The sequence below is a fragment of the Pseudomonas sp. BIOMIG1BAC genome, assembly GCF_001705995.2.
In the GTDB taxonomy this organism is placed as follows: Bacteria; Pseudomonadota; Gammaproteobacteria; order Pseudomonadales; family Pseudomonadaceae; genus Aquipseudomonas; species Aquipseudomonas sessilinigenes.
On the sequence record NZ_CP049045.1, the window covers coordinates 167878 to 191159 of the forward strand.

The 23282-nt window shown below is 65.4% G+C and carries 21 protein-coding genes; 7 read left to right on the plus strand and 14 right to left on the minus strand.

The annotated features are described in order from the left end of the window. Positions 1–58: 58 nt before the first annotated feature. The 7 genes from ATY02_RS00765 to hflK form a co-directional block, all read right to left on the minus strand. Complete coding sequence (locus tag ATY02_RS00765) at positions 59–847, minus strand: DNA-binding domain-containing protein (RefSeq protein WP_068578344.1); 789 nt, start codon at positions 845–847, stop codon at positions 59–61. After that, positions 838–1683 carry a DUF692 domain-containing protein gene (locus ATY02_RS00770; protein ID WP_068578342.1) on the minus strand — a complete coding sequence of 282 codons (846 nt, stop codon included), beginning with the start codon at positions 1681–1683 and terminating at the stop codon, positions 838–840. The genes ATY02_RS00765 and ATY02_RS00770 overlap by 10 nt, the downstream gene beginning before the upstream one ends. A gap of 62 nt (positions 1684–1745) precedes the next feature. Further along, positions 1746–1997: a hypothetical protein gene (locus ATY02_RS00775; protein WP_058435465.1), complete on the minus strand. Its 252-nt coding sequence runs from the start codon at positions 1995–1997 to the stop codon at positions 1746–1748. A 117-nt stretch (positions 1998–2114) separates the two neighbouring features. Continuing rightward, positions 2115–4016: a heavy metal translocating P-type ATPase gene (locus tag ATY02_RS00780; RefSeq protein ID WP_164823613.1), complete on the minus strand. Its 1902-nt coding sequence runs from the start codon at positions 4014–4016 to the stop codon at positions 2115–2117. Then, complete coding sequence (locus ATY02_RS00785; protein WP_068576542.1) at positions 4013–5071, minus strand: SPFH domain-containing protein; 1059 nt, start codon at positions 5069–5071, stop codon at positions 4013–4015. Before ATY02_RS00785 ends, ATY02_RS00780 begins: the two co-directional genes overlap by 4 nt. Then, on the minus strand, positions 5068–6117 hold the full coding sequence (gene hflC, locus ATY02_RS00790) for a protease modulator HflC (RefSeq protein WP_068576544.1): 1050 nt from the start codon (positions 6115–6117) through the stop codon (positions 5068–5070). The genes ATY02_RS00785 and hflC overlap by 4 nt, the downstream gene beginning before the upstream one ends. Continuing rightward, positions 6114–8063 carry a protease modulator HflK gene (gene hflK, locus ATY02_RS00795; protein ID WP_068576546.1) on the minus strand — a complete coding sequence of 650 codons (1950 nt, stop codon included), beginning with the start codon at positions 8061–8063 and terminating at the stop codon, positions 6114–6116. The genes hflC and hflK overlap by 4 nt, the downstream gene beginning before the upstream one ends. Positions 8064–8309: 246 nt before the next feature. Here hflK and ATY02_RS00800 point away from each other — a divergent pair, with 246 nt between their 5' ends. The 6 genes from ATY02_RS00800 to ATY02_RS00825 are packed head-to-tail and all read left to right on the plus strand — an operon-like array spanning position 8310 to position 14059. Beyond that, complete coding sequence (locus ATY02_RS00800; protein WP_068576547.1) at positions 8310–8933, plus strand: CDP-alcohol phosphatidyltransferase family protein; 624 nt, start codon at positions 8310–8312, stop codon at positions 8931–8933. Positions 8934–8943: 10 nt separating this feature from the next. Continuing rightward, positions 8944–10701: a bifunctional alpha/beta hydrolase/class I SAM-dependent methyltransferase gene (locus tag ATY02_RS00805; RefSeq protein ID WP_068576549.1), complete on the plus strand. Its 1758-nt coding sequence runs from the start codon at positions 8944–8946 to the stop codon at positions 10699–10701. Further along, on the plus strand, positions 10701–12047 hold the full coding sequence (locus tag ATY02_RS00810) for a phosphatase PAP2/dual specificity phosphatase family protein (protein WP_068576643.1): 1347 nt from the start codon (positions 10701–10703) through the stop codon (positions 12045–12047). The genes ATY02_RS00805 and ATY02_RS00810 overlap by 1 nt, the downstream gene beginning before the upstream one ends. Further along, on the plus strand, positions 12037–12492 hold the full coding sequence (locus ATY02_RS00815) for a hypothetical protein (protein WP_068576551.1): 456 nt from the start codon (positions 12037–12039) through the stop codon (positions 12490–12492). The genes ATY02_RS00810 and ATY02_RS00815 overlap by 11 nt, the downstream gene beginning before the upstream one ends. 9 nt (positions 12493–12501) lie before the next feature. Continuing rightward, a complete protein-coding gene (locus tag ATY02_RS00820; protein ID WP_068576552.1) occupies positions 12502–13125 on the plus strand; it encodes a lysophospholipid acyltransferase family protein in 624 nt (207 codons plus the stop codon). A gap of 1 nt (position 13126) precedes the next feature. Beyond that, positions 13127–14059, plus strand: a complete 933-nt coding sequence (locus ATY02_RS00825; protein ID WP_068576553.1) for a phosphatidate cytidylyltransferase — start codon at positions 13127–13129, stop codon at positions 14057–14059. A gap of 60 nt (positions 14060–14119) precedes the next feature. Here the strand turns inward: ATY02_RS00825 and ATY02_RS00830 are convergent, their stop codons facing one another. Further along, on the minus strand, positions 14120–14593 hold the full coding sequence (locus ATY02_RS00830; RefSeq protein ID WP_068576645.1) for an Lrp/AsnC family transcriptional regulator: 474 nt from the start codon (positions 14591–14593) through the stop codon (positions 14120–14122). A 145-nt stretch (positions 14594–14738) separates the two neighbouring features. On the opposite strand from ATY02_RS00830, the gene ATY02_RS00835 reads away from it, so the two are divergent. Continuing rightward, positions 14739–15368 (plus strand): LysE family translocator, encoded by a 630-nt coding sequence (locus ATY02_RS00835; RefSeq protein WP_068576556.1) that lies wholly within the window; start codon positions 14739–14741, stop codon positions 15366–15368. A gap of 111 nt (positions 15369–15479) precedes the next feature. Here ATY02_RS00835 and ATY02_RS00840 read toward each other — a convergent pair whose 3' ends face one another. From ATY02_RS00840 to ATY02_RS00865, 6 genes are all read right to left on the minus strand, one after another. After that, positions 15480–17609, minus strand: coding sequence for a hypothetical protein (locus ATY02_RS00840; RefSeq protein WP_068576557.1), 2130 nt, complete (start codon positions 17607–17609; stop codon positions 15480–15482). After that, complete coding sequence (locus ATY02_RS00845) at positions 17596–18798, minus strand: DUF3142 domain-containing protein (RefSeq protein WP_068576560.1); 1203 nt, start codon at positions 18796–18798, stop codon at positions 17596–17598. The genes ATY02_RS00840 and ATY02_RS00845 overlap by 14 nt, the downstream gene beginning before the upstream one ends. 160 nt (positions 18799–18958) lie before the next feature. After that, positions 18959–21001 carry a pyridoxamine 5'-phosphate oxidase family protein gene (locus ATY02_RS00850; RefSeq protein WP_068576562.1) on the minus strand — a complete coding sequence of 681 codons (2043 nt, stop codon included), beginning with the start codon at positions 20999–21001 and terminating at the stop codon, positions 18959–18961. Positions 21002–21022: 21 nt separating this feature from the next. After that, on the minus strand, positions 21023–21652 hold the full coding sequence (locus tag ATY02_RS00855) for a glutathione S-transferase family protein (RefSeq protein WP_068576564.1): 630 nt from the start codon (positions 21650–21652) through the stop codon (positions 21023–21025). A gap of 126 nt (positions 21653–21778) precedes the next feature. Continuing rightward, positions 21779–22681, minus strand: a complete 903-nt coding sequence (locus ATY02_RS00860) for a LysR family transcriptional regulator (RefSeq protein ID WP_068576566.1) — start codon at positions 22679–22681, stop codon at positions 21779–21781. Positions 22682–22751: 70 nt separating this feature from the next. Continuing rightward, positions 22752–23072 carry a hypothetical protein gene (locus ATY02_RS00865; RefSeq protein WP_068576568.1) on the minus strand — a complete coding sequence of 107 codons (321 nt, stop codon included), beginning with the start codon at positions 23070–23072 and terminating at the stop codon, positions 22752–22754. Positions 23073–23282: the final 210 nt, after the last annotated feature.

Genomic DNA, 23282 nt, shown 5'->3' on the forward strand with positions numbered 1-23282 from the left:
TGGAATGAGGGTAGACCATCCTTGAAAATTAGCAGGCTATCGATTTGATAGCGGTTTTCTATGGTCCGTAGCGCCACACCAAGCCGTCTTCGGCCCACTGTTTCAGCCAGGACGCCGCCTGCAAAGGAGCCCCCTCGTCATAAGTGACGGCCAGCTCGGCACAGAGTTCCGCGAAACTCCACTGCCCTGCGCACATCCCCTGCAACGCCTGGGCTTCTCCTGCCGACACGCTGCGATAGCGGCAGACCCGCTGCGAGCGCCAGACCAGGCAAACCTGCTCCTGTTCAAGTAAAGCACTCGGGGGGAAATCCACCTCTGCCTTGACCGACTGCCATTGGGCCAGGCTGTTGTAGCGCAACAGCAACCATTGCACACAAGGAGCCAGGCGCAGTTGCAACTCAGGCCACTGGGCAGCATCCAGCGCCGCCAAGTCCGGCACGCTCAGCACCGCGGCCTCTGGAGCATCGAATGCCAGGGTGAAGGCCCATTCCAGTCGCGCCAACTCTGCCAGGGGCAGGCCCTGTCCAGACACCACATGCCTCGGGATGAAATCGGCGAACCCCTGCCCCAGCCACCGCAGGCTGAAATGCCGCGACGGCGAGTGGTGTAGATACGCCGCGACCAAAGACGAAAACCCCTGCTCACCCAGCCAACGACGGATGCTCGGGAAATCGCCCTCCATCACCTCCAGCAGCCGCGCCCGATAGGCATTGTGGTAGATCGCCAGCCCGGTCTCGACATCCAGGGTCGGCCCGCCCACCAGGCTCCGGCTCAGGGCAGCATCGGCCAGGGGCTGCTCACCCAGCAGATAGCCTTCAAATGCCAATTGCCACTCGTTCAGGCGCATCGCTGTCTCCCGGCCAGGGCCTGGCATCCCAGCTCCCGGGCCTTGTCCAGCTCGGCGAGCAACTGTTCCAGGGGCGGAAAGTGATCGTCACGCTCCAGCAGCGTCGCTACCGGTCCAAGGTGTTCGAGGGTTCGCTGAAACAGCTCCCAGACCGGATCGCATACGGGGTGATCGTGGGTATCGATCACATAGTCGCCATAGTCCTGGTGACCGGCCAGGTGCAGCTGGCGTACCCGTTGCGGCGGTAGTCCCTTGATGAATTGCCAGGAATCGAAACCATGGTTGCGCGAGCTGACATAGACGTTGTTCACATCCAGCAGCAGCTCACAGCCACTGAGCTGGCTCAGGGCACACAGGAACTCCCATTCACTGAACTCATCGGCAGCGCTTCTTACATAGCTGGAGACATTCTCCAGGACCAGTGGCCGCTCCAGCACCTGCTGCACTTCACACACTCGGCCAGCCACATAGCGCAGGCTTTCCTCGGTGTAAGGCAGCGGCAGCAGGTCGTGTAACTGATGGGCGTTGCCCCGGCTCCAGCACAGATGATCGGCAACCCAGGCCGGACGCACTCGCCCGGCCAATGCCTTGAGCTGTGCCAGGTAATCGTGGTCCAGGGGGTGGGGACCGCCAATGGACAGCGACACCCCGTGCATCACGATGGGATAGCGCTCGGCAATGGCATCGAGGTAGTACAGGGCCTTGCCACCCTGGACCATGAAGTTCTCGGAGATGATCTCGAACCAGTCGACCGCCGGCTCGTCATCGAGAATCTGCTGATAGTAGGCACTGCGCAAACCCAGGCCGTAGCCCAGGCAAGAAGGAACATCAGACATCGCCAACTCCTTGCCAAGTGGCCGCAGCGGGCGTCCCCGCCACGGCAACACTCGATCGCCGCTTACTCGCCGACCTTGCCGCCGGCCTTTTCACAGGCGGCCTGGGTCATGGCCTTGAACCCCTGGCCTTTGCAGGCCCCCATGCCCTTGCAGGCGTGGTCCTTGGTCTTGCAGTCGTTCTGGCCCTTGCAGGCATTCACGCCGTAGCAATGCACCTGGGCATCGGCGGCAGTCGCTTGGGTGGCGACACCGGCAAACAGGCTGGCGGCAGCGAAAGCCAGGGCAGCGCCGGCAGCGGTTTTCTTCATGTTCATCTTGTATTTCCTCAATAGTCGCAAGGGGGAGACGGGAAGCCTGGGCAACCCCGTCATGCCACTAGAGAGAGCAAGACTCCCGGCGTTACAGCCGGGATGAAAATAAAAGCCGACGACTCAAGCCTTGGCCAAAGGCTCCTGAAAACGCAGCAAGCGCCCGGCATTGCCCAGCACCAGCAAGGTGCTGAGGTTATGCAGCACCGCGGCGATCATCGCCCCTGCCGCCCCCAGCCAGCCGAATGCGGCGAAGGCGACGATGGCCAGGGTCCAGCCCAGGCCGATGATCACGTTGACCTGCAAGGTGCGCCGGCATTCACGGCTCAGGCGCACACAAGTACCCAAGCGGCGCAAGTCACTGCCGATCAGCACCACGTCGGCCGAGGCCAGGGCGATGTCCGCGCCGCCCGCCCCCATGGCCACCCCCACCACTCCAGCCTTGAGTGCCAGGGAGTCGTTGATGCCGTCGCCGACCACCATGGGCCGAAACCCCTTGTCGATCTCCCCCAGCACCCGCTGGAGCTTGTCTTGCGGCAGGGCCTGGGCCTCGATATCGCTGATGCCCACCTCTCGCGCCAGGCTGTCCGCCACGCTTTGCCGGTCACCGGTGAGCAACAGTTGGCGCCCCAGCCCCAACTCGCGCAGCTCTTGCAGGGCCTGGGCGGCTTCGGGCTTGACGCTATCGGCCAACAGCAGCCAACCGAGGAACTCACCATTGAGCGCCAACCCGGCAATCGGCCCATCATGGTTCGGAACCGGGCTGGTATCGATATCCAAGCTGGCGAACAGCTCCGGTCGACCCAGCGCCGCCTGGCCTTCGTCGGTACGCGCGACCACGCCCAGGCCCTGGCGCTCATGGATATCCTCCAGGGCCCATTGCTGCTCAGGCGGCACCAGTGCTGCCAGCGCCCGGCTGACGGGGTGACTGCTGGCCGCCCCCAGGCTGGCGGCGAGGCTGAGCAGCGCCCGCCGATCTTCCTGGGCAGTGTCGACAGCCTGCAGGCGCAGGGTGCCAAAGGTCAGGGTTCCGGTCTTGTCCACCACCAGGGAGGTCAGGTCCGCCAGTTCTTCGAGAAACGCCGAGCTGCGGATCAGGATGCCGTGGCGGGCCGCCACGGCGATTCCGGCGATGGCGGTGGCCGGCGCCGATAGCACCAAGGCACAAGGGCAAGCCGCCACCAGCACGGCAAGCATGGCCTGGGCATCATTGGTAATGAACCAGGTCACCGCTGCCAGCAGCAACACCAGCACCAGGTAGCTGCCGGCATAGCGTTCCAGCAGGCGGGTAATCGGCGGTTTGGCCCGCTCGGCGCTCTGCATCAGGGCAATCACCTTGCCCAGGGTCGACTCCTCGCCGGTACGAGTCACTTCCAGGCGCAGCAGGCCATCGAGGTTGATCGCACCACCGAACACTTGCATGCCCACGCTCGCCTCCAGCGGCACCGATTCACCAGTGATCGGCGCGGTATCCAGGCTGGCCTGGCCCGACACCACCACGCCATCGGCGGGTACCCGGTCCCCGGCACGGACCTCCACCAGGTCCCCGGTCCTGAGGTTGGCGTTATCCACCTCCTGCACGCTGCCATCGGCCTGTACCCGGCGCGCCTGGCTCCGGGTCAGGCGCCCCAGGGCGTCGATGGCCTCCTGGGAGCCGATGACGCTGCGCTCTTCCAGCACATGGCCGAAGATCATGATGATCGGCAGCAAGGCAGCGGTCAGCAGGTCCCCCGTGGCCCATGCGCCCAGCATGGCCAGGGCGATCAGCTGGTCGGTGATGCCATGCAGGCTCGGGTAACGCAGGCTGAACCAGGCCGAGCGCAGCACCGGCACGGCCACCAGCAGCGAGGCGACCCCCAGGAGCAGCTGGCTGACACCGACCTGCTCCGGTGCCAACCAGCGCCAGGCCAGGCCCAGGGCCAACAGCCCCAGGGCGAGCATGGCCAGGGTCAACTGGCGCGCGGCGCTGCGTTGTTCGGCGGTGGTCAACATGCTGGCGGGTGCCGCATGGGTCGAAGCGGTCATTGTTCAGCTCCCTGGATGATCAGGCGGGAATCGTCTTTCGGATCGACGGTGGTCACCGAGCCGGCTCGGCCAAGAATTTGCGGCAGGCGTTCACGATAGATACGCAGCAGCATCTGCGGATCGGTGCCGTTGCGCTGCTCCTGGGCCAGACTCTGCACCGTGGCGGTCTGGGCTCGGGCCAGGGCCAGTCGCTCACTGGCCTGGGCATGGGCCACTTGCAGGCTGCGATCGGCCTGCTGGTTGGCGCTCTGGGTAAGTTTCTCCGCTTCAGTACGCGCATTGGCCACCGCCTTGTCGGCCTGCTGGCTGGCGGTCAGCACCGCATTGAACGCACTGACGGCTGGCTCGGGGAGACTCGACTGCACATCCACCCGCGTCACTTCCAGGCCAATGCCCTGCCCACTGGCAGCAAGATCTGCCAGGCGCTGGTTGATGCTTTGCACCAGATCGCCACGCAACCGCTCACGTCGCTCCGCCGCCTGGTGGTCATTGCCCAGCAGTTCCGGGCGAGCCACCAGGATGGTGTCCAGGTCACGCGCCGCAGCCAAGGTCAGGGCGCTGCGAGTCACCAACCGGTCCAGGGCCGGCAGTACATGGTCGCCTTGCAGCACGTATGCGTAAGGATCACTGACCTTGTAGAACACCCGGACGTCCAACTGCACCACACCCGCATCACCGGTGAGCAAGTAGCCCGAACCGGCCAACGTGTCGTTCAGCGGCGTGGCCAGGGTCGCGACCCGGTCCCCGTCCTGGGCAGCAGCGGAGCGCAGCAGGCCTTCGACCCTGCGCTCCAGCACCCGGTCGGCAGCCGGCAGCAACACCACTTGTTCGAACGGTCGAGGCCAGGCCAACAGCAACCCCGCATTCTGGACCCGGGCCAGGGCGCCGAAATGCAAGACCAGGGCGCGGTTCTGCGGATCGATCTGCCGCACATTGGACAAGGCCCAAGCCAGGGCAGCGAGAAGGGTGACCACATACAGCGCGATGAACGCCAGGCGGCCAGCCTGGATCCATGGGCTGTTCAGCTCGTTTGTTCCACGTGGAACGCTGTTCATGGCTGCGATCCGGGGGCTTTGTTCGGCAAGTTCGGCGGGCCATCCACCAATACTCGGAACGGCGCAGCATCGGTGCGCAAAATCAACCGGGTTCCCGGGTTGACCACGGTACCCAAGGCATCCAGGGAGCGCAGCAGGTTATAGAGCTGTGGCGAACTGGCGTAGGCCCGACCGTAGATCTGTGCGGCCTCTACCCGGGACTGCGCCTCGATGTCCGCGGCCTTCACCGTGGCGTCGGCCTGCACGATCCGCGCGTCGCGTTCGGCAGCGGAACGGATCTGCGCGGCCTCGCGCTTGCCCACCGCCGTGCGTTCCGTGGCAATGGTTTCCCGCTCCGCGCGCATGCGATCCACCGTAGCGGTCAACGTGACCGACGGCAGCGTCAGGCGCTCGACGCCCACCTGCACGACGCGCACGCCGTAGGTGGACAGCAACTGTTGATCGATCTGCTGGCGCAGTTGCGCCTCGAAGTCGGCAATTCGCACTTTGCTGGCATCGGTGTTCACCAGGTCGGCCAGGTCGAAACTGCTGGCCGTGGTTTCCAGGGCCGAGCCAACGAACGTACGGATCTGCCGGGCGGCCTCGTCCGGCTGGTTCTGCACTGCCCGCATGAAACGCTGCACGTTGTCCGAGTCACCCTGCACACGCCAGGCGACATAAGCCTGGACGATGATACGCAGGCCATCGCGGGTCCCTACATCCTGCAAGCCACTGGACGTGGTACGCAGGCGCAGGTCCACGGGAATTGCCGCCTCGAAGGGTGCCGGCCAGCGCCAGTTCAATCCGGGTTCCAACAGGACCCGGGCCGGGTTGCCGAATCGGGTGATCACCGTGGCTTCACCGGAGCGCACCTGGACCAGGCTCGCCGCCGCCAGGGCGAATGCCACCAGCAACGCTGCCCAGCCCATGCGCCGCCAGGGAAACGGTCCCGCCTCTGCCGGCGCACCATGGTGATGGTGGTGATGACCATGATGGTGATGATGACCGTGCCCGTGATCGTGACCGGCATGCGCATCATGGGAATGGGTATGGGAAGACTGGCTCAATGGGCGGCTCCTGGCTGGGCGGCTTTACGCGGCGCCATCGGGTCGGCGGGCAAGGTGAAGGTACGCAAGTCGAGGGTTGGCGCACTGTCGCCGCCCAGACGGTGATCGAGAATCAACAGCCGGGCCTTGCTTAGGCCCTGGATCAACTGGCCGAGGTATTGCTCCAGGATGAATGCCTGGCCCGCACCGGCGTAGGCTTTCTGCTCGGCGGCGAACCGCAGGTCGGCCGTCTGGGCTTCGGCCTGGATCTCACGCGCCATGGCACGCGCCTTATCGTTCACTTCGCTGGCCTGCAATTGCGCCTGGTTGGTCTGTTCCGCTGCGGCCCCACGTTCGCGGGAAATCAGCGCCTGGGCGCCAATCTGCGCAGCTTGTACAGCGTGATAGGCGTTGGCCGCGCCGGCCGGCGGATGAATGGCCTCGACCACGGTGGCGAGAATTTCCACACCGCTGTCGAGCTTGGACAGATCGGCCTGCACCGCACGGCCAATATCGTCGGCCAGGCGGGTGCGGTCCTCCCCTAGCAGGCCATCGAGGGTACGCGAGGCGAAGTCATGCACCAGCACTCGGCTGGCGGTACTGCGGATCAGGGTCGGCACATCGCTGCTGTTGTAGGTCGCGGCCAACGCCGCGGCGTCGTCCAGGCCAATGCGATAGACGAAGCGCACGTCCATGTTGACGATCTGGAAGCTCTGCTGCCGGGCATTGCCACTGGCGATCACCTGGGATTTGTCATTCACGTGGCTGGCATCCCACAAACGATTGGCAATCGCTGGGGCGGGCCCTTCCGCTGCCGCCGGCTCGATAGGTTGTGGGGCCTCGCCCACACTGGTGGCCAGTTCATGGAACACGCCGTTTTCCACCGACAGTACCCGCCCCAGGGGCCAGGGCAACCCCAGGTGCAGGCCTGGGCCAAAAACCGTGACAGGTTTGCCAAAACGCTCGTAAATACCGCGATTTTGCATGGAAATCTCATGAACACCGGTCAAAACCCAGCCCACCAACAGAATCGTCGCCAGCACGGGGAAGAAGGCTCGGCGCATATAGGCAAAAGCCCAGATCTGTCGCAGATCGATGCCGAATCGATTGTGCAATTCGTGTTGCAGGCTGAGCAGTGGCTGCGGTGGCCAGCGCAGCAAGTCAGCGATAAAACTATGGGCCAGCAACCTGGGCTCAAGGCGCTCGCGCTGGGGGCTGAACAACGACAGCAGCGAGCGCAGCAGCAACTCGCCGGCCACCAGTGCAGGCAACAGACCGATCAATGCCGCCAGGCGCACCGGCCACAGCGCCGTATCACTGCTGAGCAGCAGGCACAGTGCGCTGGCCAGCAGGCAAAGGATCGCCATTCGCAGCAGCTGCGCCAGGGCTGCAGCTTCCGGCCATTCAGCCGGGTGTTCCTGGGCCAGCTGGCGCTCCAGCACCAACAGGGCAAAGGCCAGCAACAGTGCCAGCGCAGCGAAGACACTGGCACTCAAGCCCAGGGCCGTGGCGGGCAGCGCCAGATTGAACACCTGGAACAGGCAATACAGGGCCAGCAACGACCAGCCGCCAAGCCACAGGGTCGGTGCCCCGATCTGCCGCAACAGATGCCTGGCCCGCGTGCCCAGGGCCGCGGAAAACCGCCCTCCTGCCTGTACCTGGGGTTCTTCCTCCTGCGGACTCGCTGGCGCAGGGGCGATCGCCTGTTCTCGCCATTGGCTGACCCAGCCGGCCGATTGCAGGCCCGCAACCAGTACCAGCAAGGCACATGACAGGTTCACCAACACCACCGGCCAGAGGGTCAGCGCCGCGAACAGATCGACGAATACCGCCGATACCAATCCCAGTATCGCCAGGGTCAACAGGCCAATGCCCCAGCGGCGTAAACGCACGCTGTGGAAGGTTGCCTGCTGGAACCTTGGCAAGCCGGCCACGTCTGGCCCTTGCGTCTCTAGATCGACTTGCATACCACCCCGCCGCTCTGGTCCGGCCCTCTGCATGAATCGCGGGCCGAAAAATCTGGATACAATTCGTTACTATATAACGATTCAAGTGAAATTTTCGTCGCCAGCCATGCCTTTTCATCTATTACGCACGTCGTAGATACATAGATCGCTGTTTGCTCCAACGCAGCAACTTCTGATGTCGGCCCTCCGGCATTTAAGGCAATAATCCAGCCCTGCTCACCGTGTGCGACAAGGAACCGTCCCATCATGCTTTCGATCTACCAGCTCAAACCGCGCTTTCAGAACCTGCTGCGGCCGTTGGTACAACGCCTTTACGACAACGGCACCACCGCCAACCAGATCACCGTACTGGCAGCGGTCATCTCCTTGCTGGTGGGCGGGCTGATCGCCCTGTTCGCCAGCCACGCCTGGCTATTCGCCCTGATTCCTCTGTGGATGATCCTGCGCATGGCGCTCAATGCCATCGACGGCATGCTGGCCCGGGAGTTCGGCCAGCAATCGCGCCTGGGCGCCTACCTCAACGAACTCTGCGACGTGGTGGCCGACAGCGCCCTGATCCTGCCCTTCGCCCTGCTACCCGAGGTCAACCTGCTGCTGGTCCTGGCGGTGGCCCTGCTGGCGCTGTTTAGCGAGTACGCCGGCGTGCTGGGCCCCATGGTCGGTGCTTCCCGGCGCTACGACGGCCCCATGGGCAAGAGCGACCGCGCCTTCGTCCTTGGCGTGCTGGCAACGGGCATCGCCCTGGGCTGGCTCAGTGCTCCCTGGATCAACGGCGTGCTGGCGCTGGTCGCCGCACTCTTGGTCTACACCCTGATCAACCGGGTCCGAAAGGGCCTCGAAGAAGTCCAGAACAACGCTCCCTCTGCATAAGGAAATGGCTATGCGCGAAGCTCAGCACCGGACGTTTCGTACCCATGATGGCGTCGAACTGTTTTACCGCCACTGGCCAGCCAGTGAAGTCTCTGCCGACCAACCACGCCAGGCGGTGATGTTGTTCCACCGGGGTCACGAACACTCCGGGCGCATCGCCCACCTGGTGGACGAGCTGGACCTGCCCCACATCGACTTCTTCGCCTGGGACGCCCGGGGCCACGGCCAGTCCCCGGGAGCCCGGGGCGACAGTCCAAGCTTCGCCACCAGCGTGCGTGACGTGCAGACGTTCTGCGATCACCTGGGCAGCGCCCACCAGATCGCCGAGGACAACATCGCCGTGGTGGCCCAGAGCGTCGGCGCGGTCATCGCCGCCACCTGGGTCCATGACTATGCACCGCGGATCCGCTCCCTGGTGTTGGCCTCCCCGGCCTTCAAGGTCAAGCTCTACGTGCCTTTCGCCCGTCCCGGCCTGGCCCTGATGCGGCGCTTTCGCGGTAATTTCTTCGTCAACAGCTACGTCAAGGCGCGCTTCTTGAGCCACGACCCGCAACGAGTCGAGAGCTATGACAGCGACCCGCTGATCACCAAGGCGATTTCGGTGAATGTCCTGCTGGGGCTGTATGAGGCCGCAGATCGGGTAGTCGCCGATGCCCAGGCGATCCAGGTGCCGACCCAGTTGCTGATCTCCGGGTCCGACTTCGTGGTGCATCGCAAGCCCCAGGAGCAGTTCTTCGAGCGCCTGGGCAGCCTGCGCAAGGAAAAACACATCCTTCCCGGCTTCTTCCACGACACCCTGGGCGAAAAGGAACGCGCCCCGGCCATGGCCAGCATCCGGCGCTTCATCCTGCACAACTTCACCCTTCCTTTGCAGCGCCCTGCCCTGCTGGACGCCGACCGCCTGGGCGTCACCTGCGCCGAATCCGAGGCCCTGGCCGCGCCGCTGCCACGCAACTCCCTGCGCGACCTGTACTGGCGTACCACTCGCGCCAGCATGCGCCTGGGCAGCCGGCTCTCGGCGGGGGTCAAGCTGGGGTTCGACACCGGCTTCGACTCCGGCAGCACCCTGGACTACGTCTACCGCAACCGCCCCACCGGGCATACGCCGCTGGGCCGGATGATCGACCAGAACTACCTGAACTCCATCGGCTGGCGCGGCATTCGCCAGCGCAAGCTGCATGTGGAAGAACTGCTGCGCCTGGCCATGGAACAGCTGCGTGGACAAGGCAGCGAAGTGCGCATCGTCGATATTGCCGCCGGCCACGGCCGCTACATCCTCGAAGCCCTGCAGGGGGTTGCGCCGCTGCCGGAATCGATCCTGCTGCGCGACTACAGCGATATCAACGTGCGTGACGGCAGTGCCCTGATCCAGGAAAAAGGCCTGGGCGATATCGCCCGCTTCGTCAAAGGCAACGCCTTCGACCGTGACGATCTCGCTGCCCTGGACCCCAAGCCGACCCTGGCGGTGGTTTCCGGCCTGTACGAGCTGTTCGCCGACAACCAGATGGTGGGCGACTCCCTGGCCGGTCTGGCCAGCGCCGTGGAGCCTGGCGGCTACCTGGTGTACACCGGCCAGCCCTGGCACCCGCAGCTGGAGCTGATCGCCCGGGCCCTGACCAGCCACCGCGAGGGCCAGGCCTGGGTCATGCGCCGCCGCACCCAGGCAGAGATGGACCAACTGGTGGAGGCCGCAGGCTTTCGCAAGGTAACGATGCGGGTGGATGAATGGGGCATCTTCAGCGTGTCCCTGGCGCAACGGGTGCAATGATGAGCGCAGGCGCCTTGCCGGCGCGCGAACCGGGGCTGCTCAAGCCGGCGGTGCTCTGGCTGCTGTTGCTGGCACCGTTGTTCTTCGGCACCTATGGTTTCGCCACCTGGGTCACTGCGCAGCGCGACGACGTCGCCAGCCTGGTCTTCGACTGGGAGCGGCACATGCCGTTCTGGGCCTGGACCATCGTCCCCTACTGGTCCATCGACCTGCTCTACGGCCTGTCATTGCTGCTGCCGCGCAGCCGCGACGAACTCAAGCGCCATGCCTTGCGCCTGCTCAGCGCCCAGGTGATCGCCGTCAGTTGCTTCCTGCTCTGGCCGCTGCGCTTCACCTTCTCCCGGCCGGAACTGGACGGGCTGTTCGGCTGGTTGTTCGCGGTGCTGGCGGGTTTCGACAAACCCTTCAATCAGGCACCGTCCCTGCACATCGCCCTGCTGGTGGTGCTCTGGGTCTGCTATGCGCGGCATATCCACGGGGCCTGGCGCTGGCTGGTGCATGGCTGGTTCGCGCTGATCGGGATTTCGGTGCTGACCACTTATCAACACCACTTCATCGATGTACCCACAGGCGCCCTGGCCGGCTGGCTGTGCGTCTGGCTGTGGCCGCTGGATCGCCCCAGCCCGCTGTTCAGTGCTCGCCTGAGCAATGACCCAAGGCGCCGCCAGTTGGCCCTGCGCTATGCCTTCGCAGCAGTGGCGCTGGCCCTGGCGGCCTATGCCTGGAACGGCATCGGCCTGTGGCTGCTATGGCCGGCGCTGGCCCTGCTGCTGGTGGCGGTGAACTACGCCGTGCTGGATGCCGCGGGCTTCCAGAAGCGCGCGGATGGGCGCCTGAGCCCCGCCGCACGCTGGCTGATGGCGCCTTATCTGGCGGGTGCCTGGATCAACTCGAGGTTGTGGACAAGAAACCATCCACAGCCGGACCAGGTTGTGGATAACGTCTGGCTGGGGCGCCTGCCCACCCCCGCCGAACTCCAGGCCAGCCCATTCGCGGCGGTACTCGACCTGTGTGCCGAGCTGTCCCTGGATGGACGTCCGCTCGCGGCCTACCGGAGCCTGCCAGTGCTGGACCTGTGCGCGCCGAGCCCGGCCCAGTGCCTGGAGGCCGCCAAGGCCATCGAGGATCTGCGCCAGCACGGGCCGCTGCTGGTGTGTTGCGCCCTGGGTTACTCACGCAGTGCCACGGCACTGGCCGCCTGGCTGCTGCACAGCGGTCGCGCGAGCAGCGTGGACGGGGCCATCGTGCAACTGCAACGGGCACGCCCACACATCGTCCTGCAAGCGGCCCACCGCCAAGCCCTGCAAAGCCTGATCAGCGCCAGGAGCAGCCCCCATGCCCAATGACATGCAGCTGTACAGCGTCGCCAGCCTGCTACGCCGAGGGCAGGCACTGGACCAGTTATCCACAGGCCTGACCCTGCTCGGCGCCTTGTATGGCCTGGGCCAGTACCTGCTGGCCAGCGTCACCCTCGGTGGGCTGCTACTGAGCATCGCCCTGGTGGTGCTGGGGGTTGTGGAAAAGTACCTGGCGCTACGCGTCGCCTTCGATGCCGAGCTGTTCCAACGGGTGGCCGATGCCCCGACCTCCCTGGAGCACAGCACCCGCGCCCTGGACCAGGCCCTGAGCGCGCTCGGCCTGCAACCGGCCGAGCGCGGCGGGCGGCCCTGGCACGAACGCAGCCAGGGTGCTCTTGGTCTGCTGCGCCGCCAGGCACTGCTGCTGGCGACCCAAGTGCTGGTGATATTGAGCGTGATTCTGATCAGCCCCTGGCTGGTCTTTGCCGGATAAGGAATGCCCATGTTCGAACCCCTGGTAGCCAACCTCATCACCTCCGCCGCCCGCAGCATTACCGGCGCCCGCAGCCTGTGGCTGGGCTCGGCGCCAGAGGCGGTGCAGCGGATCTACTTCGCCAACCACAGCAGCCACGGCGACTTCGTACTGCTCTGGGCCTCGTTGCCACCGGCCCTGCGACGCCTGACCCGCCCCGTGGCCGGCGCCGACTACTGGCAGAAAAGCGGCGTGCGGCGCTACATCATCAACCGCGTGTTCAACGGCGTGCTGATCGATCGCGAGCGCAAGGAGGCTGTGGATAACAACCCCCTGCAACCCATGCTCGAGGCCCTGGAAAACGGCGACTCCCTGATCATCTTTCCCGAGGGCACGCGCAACCCGGAAGACGGCCTGCTGCCGTTCAAGAGCGGCCTGTACCACCTGGCCAAGCGTTATCCACAGGTGGAGGTGATCCCGGTGTGGATCGCCAACCTCAACCGGGTCATGCCCAAGGGCCGTTTCCTGCCCTTGCCGCTGCTGTGCACCATCAGCTTCGGCGCGCCCCTGGCGGTGGAAGACGGCGAAAGCAAGGAAGACTTTCTCGAACGCAGCCGCGCCGCGCTGCTGGCCCTGGCTCCGGAGCACGCCTGAAATGGATAAGCAGACCCTGATGTTGTTCGGCGGTATTGGCGCCATCCTGGTGCTGGCCTCGCTGATCGGATTGATCCTCAAGTGGCGTACCCGGGGCAGCCCCAACCCGGTGATCGACAACCTCAACGCGCGGATCAACGCCTGGTGGGTGATGGTGCTGGTGATCGGCATCGCCTTCTGGCTCGGCACCGCGGCGGTGATCCTGCTGTTCTATGCCGTGTCGTTCTATGCCCTGCGCGAGTTCCTGACCCTGACTCCCACCCGGCGCAGCGATTACCCGGCGCTGGTGGCCGCGTTCTACCTGGCCCTGCCCCTGCAGTACCTGCTGATCTACTCGGACTGGTACGGGCTGTTCTCGATCTTCATCCCGGTGTACGTATTCCTGCTGCTGCCGATCCTCGCCTCCCTGGGCGGCGACAGCACGCACTTCCTGGAGCGCGCCTCCAAGGTCCAGTGGGGCCTGATGATCGCGGTGTTCTGCGTATCCTTCGTCCCGGCCCTGCTGACCCTGGACATCGCCGGCTACGAGGGCCGCAACCTGCTGCTGATCGCCTACCTGGTGATCGTGGTGCAGCTTTCGGACGTGTTGCAGTACGTCTGTGGAAAACTCTTCGGCAAGCGCAAGATCGCTCCCAACCTGTCGCCGTCCAAGACCGTCGAGGGTTTTGTCGGCGGCATCCTGCTGGCCTCGCTGATCGGCGGCGCGCTGTGGTGGATCACTCCGTTCAGTATCTGGCAGTCGTTCTTCATCGCCTTGCTGATCAACCTATTGGGCTTTGCCGGCGGCATCGTGATGTCGGCGATCAAGCGCGATCGCGGGGTCAAGGACTGGGGGCACATGATCGAAGGCCACGGCGGCATGCTCGACCGCCTGGACTCGGTGTGCTTCGCCGCGCCGATCTTCTTCCACCTGGTGCGCTACTGGTGGACCTGACCGGGCACTAGCAGCTTGCCCTGTGGCGAGCGTGCGCAAGCACCCTCGCCACGAACCAGGTCAGCCCGGCAGGTGGCCCAGCGGCAAGGGGCCTGGGGTCTTCACGGTGTGGATCGCGAAGTTGCTGCGGATATCGCTGACCCCCGGGATCTTCAGCAGATGACCGGTAAGAAAGCGGTCGTAGCCCCGCAGGTCGGGCACCACCACTTGCAGCAGGAAGTCCGACTCGCCGGAGACCAGGAATGCCGAGATCACCTCCGGCAACTGCAACACCGCCTGGCGGAAGGCTTCGGCTTCCGCATCGTTGTGCCGCTCGACCTTGACCCCGACGAATACCGTCAGCCCAAGCCCCACTTCGTCCCGATCCAGGGTGGCCTGGTAGCCGCGAATCACCCCCGCGTCCTCCAGCATCCGTACCCGGCGCAGGCAGGGCGATGGCGACAAGCCAATCTCTTGCGCCAGTTGCACGTTGCTCAAGCGGCCGTCGCGCTGCAGGGCGGCGAGGATCTTGCGGTCGTAGGCGTCGAGTTTCATGGTTGGCATATCCGGATGGTCCTTTGGCTGAATCCTGGAACTTTATGCCAATTTTCATGTGAACGCTGGTTGATTACGCAAGCACCTGCCCTGCCCTCCAGCCCTAAACTGTGGGCACCGACTCGACAACGAATGGGGGTGCAACGTGGCGCAACTGTGGATGTTTTTCCTGGCCCTGGCGGTGGTCTACCTGCTGCCCGGCCCCGACATGATCCTGCTGTTGCAGACCGGCGCCCGCCAAGGCAAGGCCCAGGCCTTGGCCACGGCCCTCGGCCTGGCCATCTCCCGCGGTTGTCACGTGGCCCTGGCGGCCCTGGGGCTGGCGGCGCTGTTCAAGGCCGCGCCCTGGACCTTCGATGTGGTGCGCCTGGCCGGCGCGGCCTACCTGCTGTGGATCGGTATCCAATGCCTGCGGGCCAACCTGCTGCCTGCACTGGACGGCAGCGGCACGGCGGCCGCACCCTTGCGCTGGCGCCAGGCGATCCAGCGCGGGGTGCTGACCAACCTGCTGAACCCCAAGGCCCTGCTGTTCTGCTCGGTGCTATTGCCGCAGTTCGTCGATCCCCAGGCCGGGGCGGTAGCACCGCAATTCATCACCCTGGGCGTGTTGCTGGTGGGCGTCGGTGGGCTATTCGACTGCTGCTACGCCCTGGCCGGCGCCGGGCTGGGTCGCTGGATGCAACGCAGCCCTTCGGCGCAACGCCTTCAGCAATGGCTGTTCGGCAGCCTGCTGATCGGCTTCGCCCTGCGCCTGACCTTCGTCCAGCAAGCCTGATTTGGCCGCAGACCATACGACCTGACCTGGCGGCTCGTGCCGAGCCGTGCGCAGCGCCCGTAAAACCAGGCACCGCGATCCATCAGGCATATCGCGCAACGGGCCTCGCGGCTACGCCTTCCGGCGGCGGATCAGGTAGGCGCCGCCCAGCAGCAGGAGCGCCGCGCCACCAGCGCTGGCCAGCTTGTGCTGCCCGAGGCTGGAGCGGGTGGCGTCGATCCACTGGGTCACATAGCGCTTGTTGGCGCTGCCGAAGTCCGGCTCCTGGCAGTTCATGCCGAAGTTGCCGGCCCACTCCACGAACGGCCCCTGCTCCACGTAGCGCTTGTAGTAGTCGATCTCCAGGTCGGAGCCCCGGGTCCAGCGCGCGGCCTTGCACAGCACCGCGGCGAAGGCCTGGCTGGTGTGTGGCAGGTAATCCGCCGCACGGTTGCCCAGCTCCCCGGCCACGTAGCGATAGTGGTAGCGCACATCCGGCTCGGCGGTACTGGCCTGCTGGCGCTGCACTTCGTCGGCGCTGAGGAAAGGACCGGCCTGTACCGGTGGGATCTCCAGGTTATAGCTGCCCCAGAGGCTGTGGTAATCCGGCCCCATCTCGTAGCCGAGGATCTCCATGCCCGAGGCCCGCGCCAGCTTGCCCGCCTGGTAGTAGGCCTCGGCACGGCGGGTGGGCAGCCAGGCCGACTCGGCGCTGCTGCGATACTCACCGTAGGCCTTGGCAATGGCCTGGCGCTCGGGACTGTCGAAATAGCCCCAGCCTTCCTGGTAACGGCCCTCGCGCAGCAGGCGCCGTCCCAGCAGCTCGCGCAGCTGCGCGGCGATCGGCAAATGCTCGTAGTAGTCGTCTGCCTGCTTGGGCGTCGGTGGCGGCGCCGGGACCTGGGCGTCGACGAAGCGCTTGAGTTCATCCACGGTCAGCACCCGCTCCGCCACGGTCGCCGTGTCGTGCCAGTAGATCTCGCCACTGCGGTAGAGCAACTCGAACGCCTGCACGTAGTCGCCACGCTCCAGGGCCAGCACCGCGCTTTCGCCTTCTACCCGGCAGCCCGGCTTGAGGTCTTCATAGTTGCCATCGTAATCGCCGCGAAAGCCCCAGTTCTCATCCCGGGGAAAGGCCGCGGAGGCCTTGGCGTAGGCGGCCGCAGCGGCCACCTTGTCGCCGTCGCGCACGGCCATCTTGGCCCGCAGCCACCAGGCCAGGCCGCCATCGCCGGCGTGCTCGAGCAAGAGCTTGGTGGTGGCGAAATCGCCATTCTGGTAATTCAGCGCCGCCAGCCGGTCGGCATTGTCGAAACGGCCGGCGGTGCCCTGGCTCAAGAGCTTGATCAGGTTGCGTTCGGAGTCCGGCTTTTCGCCAAAGGACCAGCCCTGGTGAGACACCAGCGAAGCGGTGAGCAGGCGCGCCACCGCAGGCTTCTTGAGCTGCTCCAGCAACTGCTCGTCCGGCAGGCTGCCCAGCTCGTTCACCACTTGTTTCAGGGAGCTGTAGCCGACCTCCGAACCCTGCAGGCTCTGGCTGGCATACAGGTCGATGGCCTGGCTCCAGTCACCCTGGTCCTTGAGGATGCGAGCCTCTTCGCCCAGGCTGGCGATGCCCAGTTCCAGCGGGTCGCTGAAGCCGTCGATGCTCAATTGCCGGGCCTGGATAAACGCCTGGCGCGCTGCCTGCAAGGTTTCGTGCCGGCCTTGTTCGTCCAGTTCGTTGGCTTCTTCATGGATGGATCTCAAGGCCCGGCCCAGGGAATAGGCAGCCCAGGTACTGCGCAGCGCCCGCTGCTGGGCAGGCAGTTGCAGCACCTTGCGGAAATACTCCGATGCCAGTTGGCTGTCCCCGGCATTGAAAGCCACCGCCCCGGCGGTATAGAGACGAATCTCGAGCGGCAAGCTGGCGCCCTGCTGCTCGGCGACGCGTCCGTCGTCGAGCTGGCGCAACTGGCTGACCAGGGTCCGCTGTGCTTCGTCCAGTCCCTGTCGTTCCGCCCAGTTGCGCTGCTGCACCTCGTAGCTCTCGGGCAGGCTGTAGTCGGAGTTGAAGGCGTCCTTGGCCACCGGCTTGAGCCCGGTAATGGCCTGGCCCAGGCGGCTGACTTCGAACTTGAAGCTGCCTTCGGGCAGTTCGGCCAGGGTTTGCGGGCGGTCCCCCAGCAGGCGCATGGGGAAAGTCGGCCCGCACGCCATGGCCGGAGCCAGGGGCAGGAACAGACTCAAGCACAACAGGTGGCGGGATCTAGGGACGAACATGCACAGCTCCTTGGTCAATTTTTGTACAGCGGGCCCAACCCACGGCCCGGGTGCCACCCGCCGCCAGGCGGCCGGTCTGCTGGCGGGTCAGTAACAGCTGGCCGTCGCGAAGTTGGGCGGCATAGCCACCCAACCCATCGAATCCGTCGCATTGGGCAACGGCCAGGGACAGTTGTTCAGGCAGGGGACGATCGAGGTTGCCCGGATTGTCCAGGCGAATGTCGAACAGGCCATCCTGCTCACTCAGGCCGATGCTCAACTGACTGCTCAGGACCTCGCCCCGGGCCACCGCCTTGAGGGTATCCAGGCTCCAGGCCCGGACATCGCCCTTGAGCGGCAGGCGAAACCAGATCAAGCCGGCCAGGTGCGCTGGCGGGTCGTTGCGCAGGGTCTTGGCCAACAGGCTCAGTTGTTCGGGATCGGCCATCAGTTCGCGACGTTCGCCGCGCTGGGCGATGGGCGCCTCGCTCTCCACCAGCGGCCCGCCCTCGCCGGCAGCCAGCAGGGCCACGCCATAGGCGGGCACGGCCAGGTAGAAGGGTTTGTCGGTGACCTGCGCCCAGCGTCGGGCCCATTGTTCGGCTTGCCCGGGGTCGAACAGGCCCTTGCGTGGGTCGCTCACCGCATGCACCTGGAGCACGCTGCTGTCGACCTGGGCCAACAGCCTCGGCAGTTCAGAGCTGCCAAGCCAGGCCGGAAGCGCGGTGATGCTCAGCCCCAGAGAGGCCGGCAACTGGGCTCGCAACCGCGCCAGCAACGCGGCATAACCCGGCAGCCGCGCGGTGGCGGCATCGTGATCGATCTCCAGGCCGGCCAGGACCAGGCCCTGCCCTTGCCAATCGGCCAGCAGTTGCTGCACCTGGGAGAGAATCTCGTCCTGATTCAGAGAGGGCAATTGCCCATCGAGGCGAACCACCGCGATCAGCCGCCGCCCATCCTGGCGCAGCACATCGGCATCGATCCGCGCCCGGCTCCAGCCAGCCTGTGGAAAAGCCTGCAAGGCCAGCACCCGGACTGTGGAAAAGTCTGCCCGGGAACCTGCCAGGGCTGCAGCGTGGGCCGGGGTCCACTGCCGTTGCCAGATGTACAGCTGCTGATCCAGCGCGGGCGCCTGCTCCTGGCGGCAGGCGCTGAGCAATAGCCCGCAAAGGAACACGGCGCAGAGACGGAGCAGAACCCGGGGGAGCATGGATCGTTGATTCCCTTTAACGCTGAAAACCCTGGAACATCACCGGGTCGATAGGCCCGGCAACCACCACCGGCAGCCTGCGGCAGCGGCGACAAAATTCGCGTCAGCCTACGCAGGGGGCGGGTTGGCGGCAATCGTTGGGGAGGATTTTTTCTTCGCTCTACAGGTCAAGCACCAGGGGTGAAGATGAGTTATCCACAACAGCGGGAACCGCGCAGCAGATCAGCACCTGTCCGGCTTCCGGCACCTGCGCCGGAGGCTGTGGATAATTGACCTGGCCACTGAGCAGGCGAGTCTGGCAGGTGCCACAGGAACCACCCCGGCAACTGAATTCCGGGTGCAGGCCGGCGCGTTCCGCCAGTTGCAGCAGGCTGCCGCTGCCAGGTTGCCAGTCGTGCACCAGGCCCGAGTGCTGGAAACGCACCGGTACCGCTTCAGTCGCCGCCGGCGGCTGGGGCAAGCCTGGCGCCTCTGGGTCGACCCGACGTTGCAGGGTCGAGGGACCGAACGTCTCGGCATGGATCTGCCGATCGTCGATATCCAGGTCCCGCAACTGGTCGTACAACGCCTGGGTGAAGGCACCGGGACCACACAGCACGAAATCCACGGCGTCGTAGTCATCCAGTTGCAGATGCTCCAGCACCAGCCGGGTGTCGATCCGCCCCTGCCGATCAAAGGTCACGCCCGGCTGTGCCGTCGCCTCGGGCTGGCTAAGCAGGCGCAGTACCTGCAGCGCCTCCCCGGCTTGCTCACCGAGGGTTCGCAGCTCCTCGGCAAAGGGCTGTTCGGCAAGAGTACGCGAGCCCAGGAACAACCAGGTGGGGCGCATGCGCCGGGTACGCAGGCCTTGGTAGACCACCTCGCGCAGCATCGACAGCAAGGGCGTGATGCCCACCCCGGCCGCCAGCAGTACCAGCGGTCGCAACCCTTGGAGCTCGATGCTGAACTGTCCCTGAGGCGCCCTGGCATGCAGCAGGTCGCCCACCTCGACCCCATCGTGCAGGTAGCTGGACACCCGCCCTTCGCGCTTGACGCTGATGCGCAGGAATCCATCGGACGGGGCGCTGGACAGGCTGTAGGTGCGGATCAGCGGCTGCGGGTCGAGCCCGATCCGCAAAGGCAGGTGCTGGCCGGGCAGGAAAGGCGGCAGGCCGGCTCCGTCCGCAGGTTCCAGATAGAACGAACGGATGCTGTGGCTTTCATCCTCGATCCGCACCACCCGCAGCGGCCGCCATTGCTTGCCCAGGGCCTGGGCCCGCAGGCGCGCCTCGGCCTGGAGCCAGGAGCCGGTCAGCAGGCTGTTGGGGGACACACCGCGCAACGGCCCACGCAGGGACAAGGCCGCCGGACGCCGCACCATGCGCTCCACCTGGACCCGCCACAGCCGCTCGGCCCCCTGGAAGGCGCCGACCAGTGGACCGTCGAGGATGATCTGGGTGGAGCCGGTGAGCTGCAGCAGCTCGCCGCTGTGGAAATCGATGAACAACAAGCCGGCCCGAGGGTTGAGCAGCAGGTTGCCCAGGGTGTTGAAATGCAGGTTGCCGGCGAAATCCGGAATGGTCAGGCAATCGCCCTCGACCCGGACGAAACCGGCCTGGCCGCCACGGTGGGAAACATCCACCGAACGCTGGCCCTCCAGGTCCACGTAGCTGGCGACGAAGAAGGTGTCGGCGGCAGCGATCAGCGCCCGCGCGCCATCGTCCAGGCCCTGGTGATGCTGGGCCGGGCGGCTGGCTGGATCGTCCAGCGGCACCTGTTGCAGCTCGCGCAGCTGGATGTACTGCGGGCAGTTGCCGAAGGACTGCTGCACCCTCACCTCGAACCCCTGGGCGTCGAGGGTGGCGATCTGTCCATTGAGACGGTTACGCCGCCGGGTGTGCAGCTCGATCCCCAACAGGCCCAGCGCCGCGCCCTCGTGCAACTGCAACGGGTCATCGCTGGCCGGCAGGCTGTCCAGGCGCAGCCGGGTGTCCTGCGGGGCGCGGGCAAAACCGGGCGGCCCTTCGAGAATGCTCGCCCAAGGGCTGCCATCGGCATCCACCGCGCCCACCAGGATGAACGGCAGCTGTTGATAGAACTGCCGATGCTGGTCGGGCATGGCCTGGCGGATGACCTTGGCCCCGAAGGCTTCCATGCGCTCGGCCACCCCGGCCTGGGCCTGCAACTGCCGTTCACCGGCGTGCCAGGGCGACTGGGTGCTCATGGAAACCTCCCTCGGGGCGCCTCAGGCGCTTTTCAGGCCCGCTGCCGTGGATGGCATGGCGACGAAATCCGGCAGGGCTTCGATGCGCGCCAGCCAGGCACGCACGTGGGGGTAGTCGGCCAGCGACACGTTGCCCTCCGGCGCGTGGGCGATGTAGCTGTAGCCGGCGACATCGGCGATGGTCGCCTGCTGGCCGACCAGGAACGGCCGGGCGGCCAGTTCCTGGTCCATGACCTTGAGCAGGACATGGGCGCGGGCGATGACTTCCTCGGGGTTGAAGGTTGCGCCGAATACGGTGATCAAGCGTGCCGCCGCCGGTCCGAAGGCGATCGGCCCCGCGGCCACCGACAGCCAGCGCTGCACCTGCGCCGCTCCCACTGGATCGGTGGGCAACCAGCGGCCGTTGCCATAACGCTGCGCCAGGTACACCAGGATTGCGTTGGAGTCAGCGATCACCACGCCCTGGTCGTCAATGACCGGCACCTGGCCAAAGGCGTTGAGGGCCAGGAACTCGGGCTGCTTGTGGGCGCCCTTGGCCAGGTCGACGAAAATGGTTTCGACCGGCAATTCCAACAGGGACAGCATCAACTCGACGCGGTGCGCATGGCCGGAGCGGGGAAAGTTGTAGAACTTGATGGCGGGCTGGGACATGGACGACTCCACGGGCAGGTGCACGGTCGAAGCGCCGCGCTGGAGGGGCTATCTTCCTGCCAGGGCAAAAACAACAGAATCACCAGAAAGCACAAACCATCATTTCATTGGGTGAAACAATCTTGCTCAAGGATTGAGCGATGGATGCTCGCGCAGGGCCTGCACCGCGAAATCGACGAAGCTGCGCACCCGCGCCGGCGCCTTGCGCCCGCCCTGGTACACCACATGGATGGGCAAGGGTGGCTGCTCGAAGGCCTCGAGGACGATTTCCAGCTGCCCTGCCGCGACCTTGTCGGCCACTTGATAGGACAGCACCCGGGTCAGGCCCAGCCCCAGGCTGGCGGCACTGATGGCAGCCTGGCTCGCGCTCACCAACAACCGCGGCTCGGGGCGGATGCTCAAGGCGCGACCGGCGACGTTGAACTGCCAGTTGCGCGCCTGGCCAATGGAAGACGGAGCGATCACCGGCGCCTGGCGCAAGTCGTCAGGATGTTGTGGCCGGCCATGGTTAGCCAGGAACGCCGGAGATGCACAGATCACCCGGCGTACCTCACCGACGCGAATGCTGTGCTGGCCGCTGTCCGGCAACTCGCCGATGCGCACCGCCACGTCGATGCCCTCGTCCACCATGTTGGCCATCCGATCCACCAACAGGGCGTTGACGCTGACCTGTGGATAACGTTGCAGGTAGCGCACCAGCAGCGGGGTGACGAAGAGTTCGCCGAACAGCACCGGCGCGGTCAGGCTCAGTTGGCCCCGGGGCTGGGCATGGATGCCGGCAGCCGAGGCCTCGGCATCCTGGACCTCGGCGAGAATGCGCCGGCAGTCCTCCAGGTAGCGTTGCCCGGCTTCGCTCAGGTGCACGTTGCGCGTGGTACGCACCAGCAACTGGGTACCGATGCGTTGCTCCAGGGCCGCCACGGCCCGGGTGACACTGGCCGCCGACAGGTTCAGGCGTCGCGCCGCGGCAGCGAATCCCTGCTCTTGGGCGACACAGACGAACACCTGCATTTCCTGAAATCTGTCCATGGCCTATCTCGAATGGCGGCGCCCACCCGACAGGCACCACGAGCCAGCAGCATAATCCACAGCCATGGCGTCAGGGGGCGCACCAGGTCTGCACGTCGTGCCGCTGGAATCCCGGGCACCGGTTGTTTTTGGCGATCAGCCTATAAGGCTGGTTTTCAGCGTAGGAAAAGTAGAAGTAGTACTGACGATCTTCCCCGTACAGCCAATAGGCAGAAGAACCCTGGTTGATCAGGGTCGGTTCAAAGGTCCAGATGGAGGACTCCGTCGGAATGAAGTTGTCTCGATCCATCAGCAGCAACAGGCCGTTGGACAACACCGGCGTCAGCGTCCCCAACCCCAGGACAACCAGGATCAGAACGATTATCCATCCATGAATCAGGCGAAGCTTCATTGGTTTTCCATCCGCTGGATAAAAGTATCGACCTGGGTGCAGGTCAGGATGCAACTGCTGTGAAGTGGCTTATTTTTTTCGAAAACCCGGCGTAAGTCGATCCTGCGCCACTCAAGCAGGTCTTTTGACAACGCAGGTGGCCAGGGTTGTCCAGAGCGGACGTATCGACGGGGAGACGTCGGACTCAGCGAAAAAGCCCAGGGAAGTAGA

Excerpts from the sequence above, each read along its gene's own strand:
- ATY02_RS00765 (WP_068578344.1), bottom strand. The coding sequence starts at position 847 with ATGCGCCTGAACGAGTGGCAATTGGCATTTGAAGGCTATCTGCTGGGT.
- ATY02_RS00770 (WP_068578342.1), bottom strand. The coding sequence starts at position 1,683 with ATGTCTGATGTTCCTTCTTGCCTGGGCTACGGCCTGGGTTTGCGCAGT.
- ATY02_RS00775 (WP_058435465.1), bottom strand. The coding sequence starts at position 1,997 with ATGAACATGAAGAAAACCGCTGCCGGCGCTGCCCTGGCTTTCGCTGCC.
- ATY02_RS00780 (WP_164823613.1), bottom strand. The coding sequence starts at position 4,016 with ATGACCGCTTCGACCCATGCGGCACCCGCCAGCATGTTGACCACCGCC.
- ATY02_RS00785 (WP_068576542.1), bottom strand. The coding sequence starts at position 5,071 with ATGAACAGCGTTCCACGTGGAACAAACGAGCTGAACAGCCCATGGATC.
- hflK (WP_068576546.1), bottom strand. The coding sequence starts at position 8,063 with ATGCAAGTCGATCTAGAGACGCAAGGGCCAGACGTGGCCGGCTTGCCA.
- ATY02_RS00800 (WP_068576547.1), top strand. The coding sequence starts at position 8,310 with ATGCTTTCGATCTACCAGCTCAAACCGCGCTTTCAGAACCTGCTGCGG.
- ATY02_RS00805 (WP_068576549.1), top strand. The coding sequence starts at position 8,944 with ATGCGCGAAGCTCAGCACCGGACGTTTCGTACCCATGATGGCGTCGAA.
- ATY02_RS00810 (WP_068576643.1), top strand. The coding sequence starts at position 10,701 with ATGAGCGCAGGCGCCTTGCCGGCGCGCGAACCGGGGCTGCTCAAGCCG.
- ATY02_RS00815 (WP_068576551.1), top strand. The coding sequence starts at position 12,037 with ATGCCCAATGACATGCAGCTGTACAGCGTCGCCAGCCTGCTACGCCGA.
- ATY02_RS00820 (WP_068576552.1), top strand. The coding sequence starts at position 12,502 with ATGTTCGAACCCCTGGTAGCCAACCTCATCACCTCCGCCGCCCGCAGC.
- ATY02_RS00825 (WP_068576553.1), top strand. The coding sequence starts at position 13,127 with ATGGATAAGCAGACCCTGATGTTGTTCGGCGGTATTGGCGCCATCCTG.
- ATY02_RS00830 (WP_068576645.1), bottom strand. The coding sequence starts at position 14,593 with ATGAAACTCGACGCCTACGACCGCAAGATCCTCGCCGCCCTGCAGCGC.
- ATY02_RS00840 (WP_068576557.1), bottom strand. The coding sequence starts at position 17,609 with ATGTTCGTCCCTAGATCCCGCCACCTGTTGTGCTTGAGTCTGTTCCTG.
- ATY02_RS00845 (WP_068576560.1), bottom strand. The coding sequence starts at position 18,798 with ATGCTCCCCCGGGTTCTGCTCCGTCTCTGCGCCGTGTTCCTTTGCGGG.
- ATY02_RS00850 (WP_068576562.1), bottom strand. The coding sequence starts at position 21,001 with ATGAGCACCCAGTCGCCCTGGCACGCCGGTGAACGGCAGTTGCAGGCC.
- ATY02_RS00855 (WP_068576564.1), bottom strand. The coding sequence starts at position 21,652 with ATGTCCCAGCCCGCCATCAAGTTCTACAACTTTCCCCGCTCCGGCCAT.
- ATY02_RS00860 (WP_068576566.1), bottom strand. The coding sequence starts at position 22,681 with ATGGACAGATTTCAGGAAATGCAGGTGTTCGTCTGTGTCGCCCAAGAG.
- ATY02_RS00865 (WP_068576568.1), bottom strand. The coding sequence starts at position 23,072 with ATGAAGCTTCGCCTGATTCATGGATGGATAATCGTTCTGATCCTGGTT.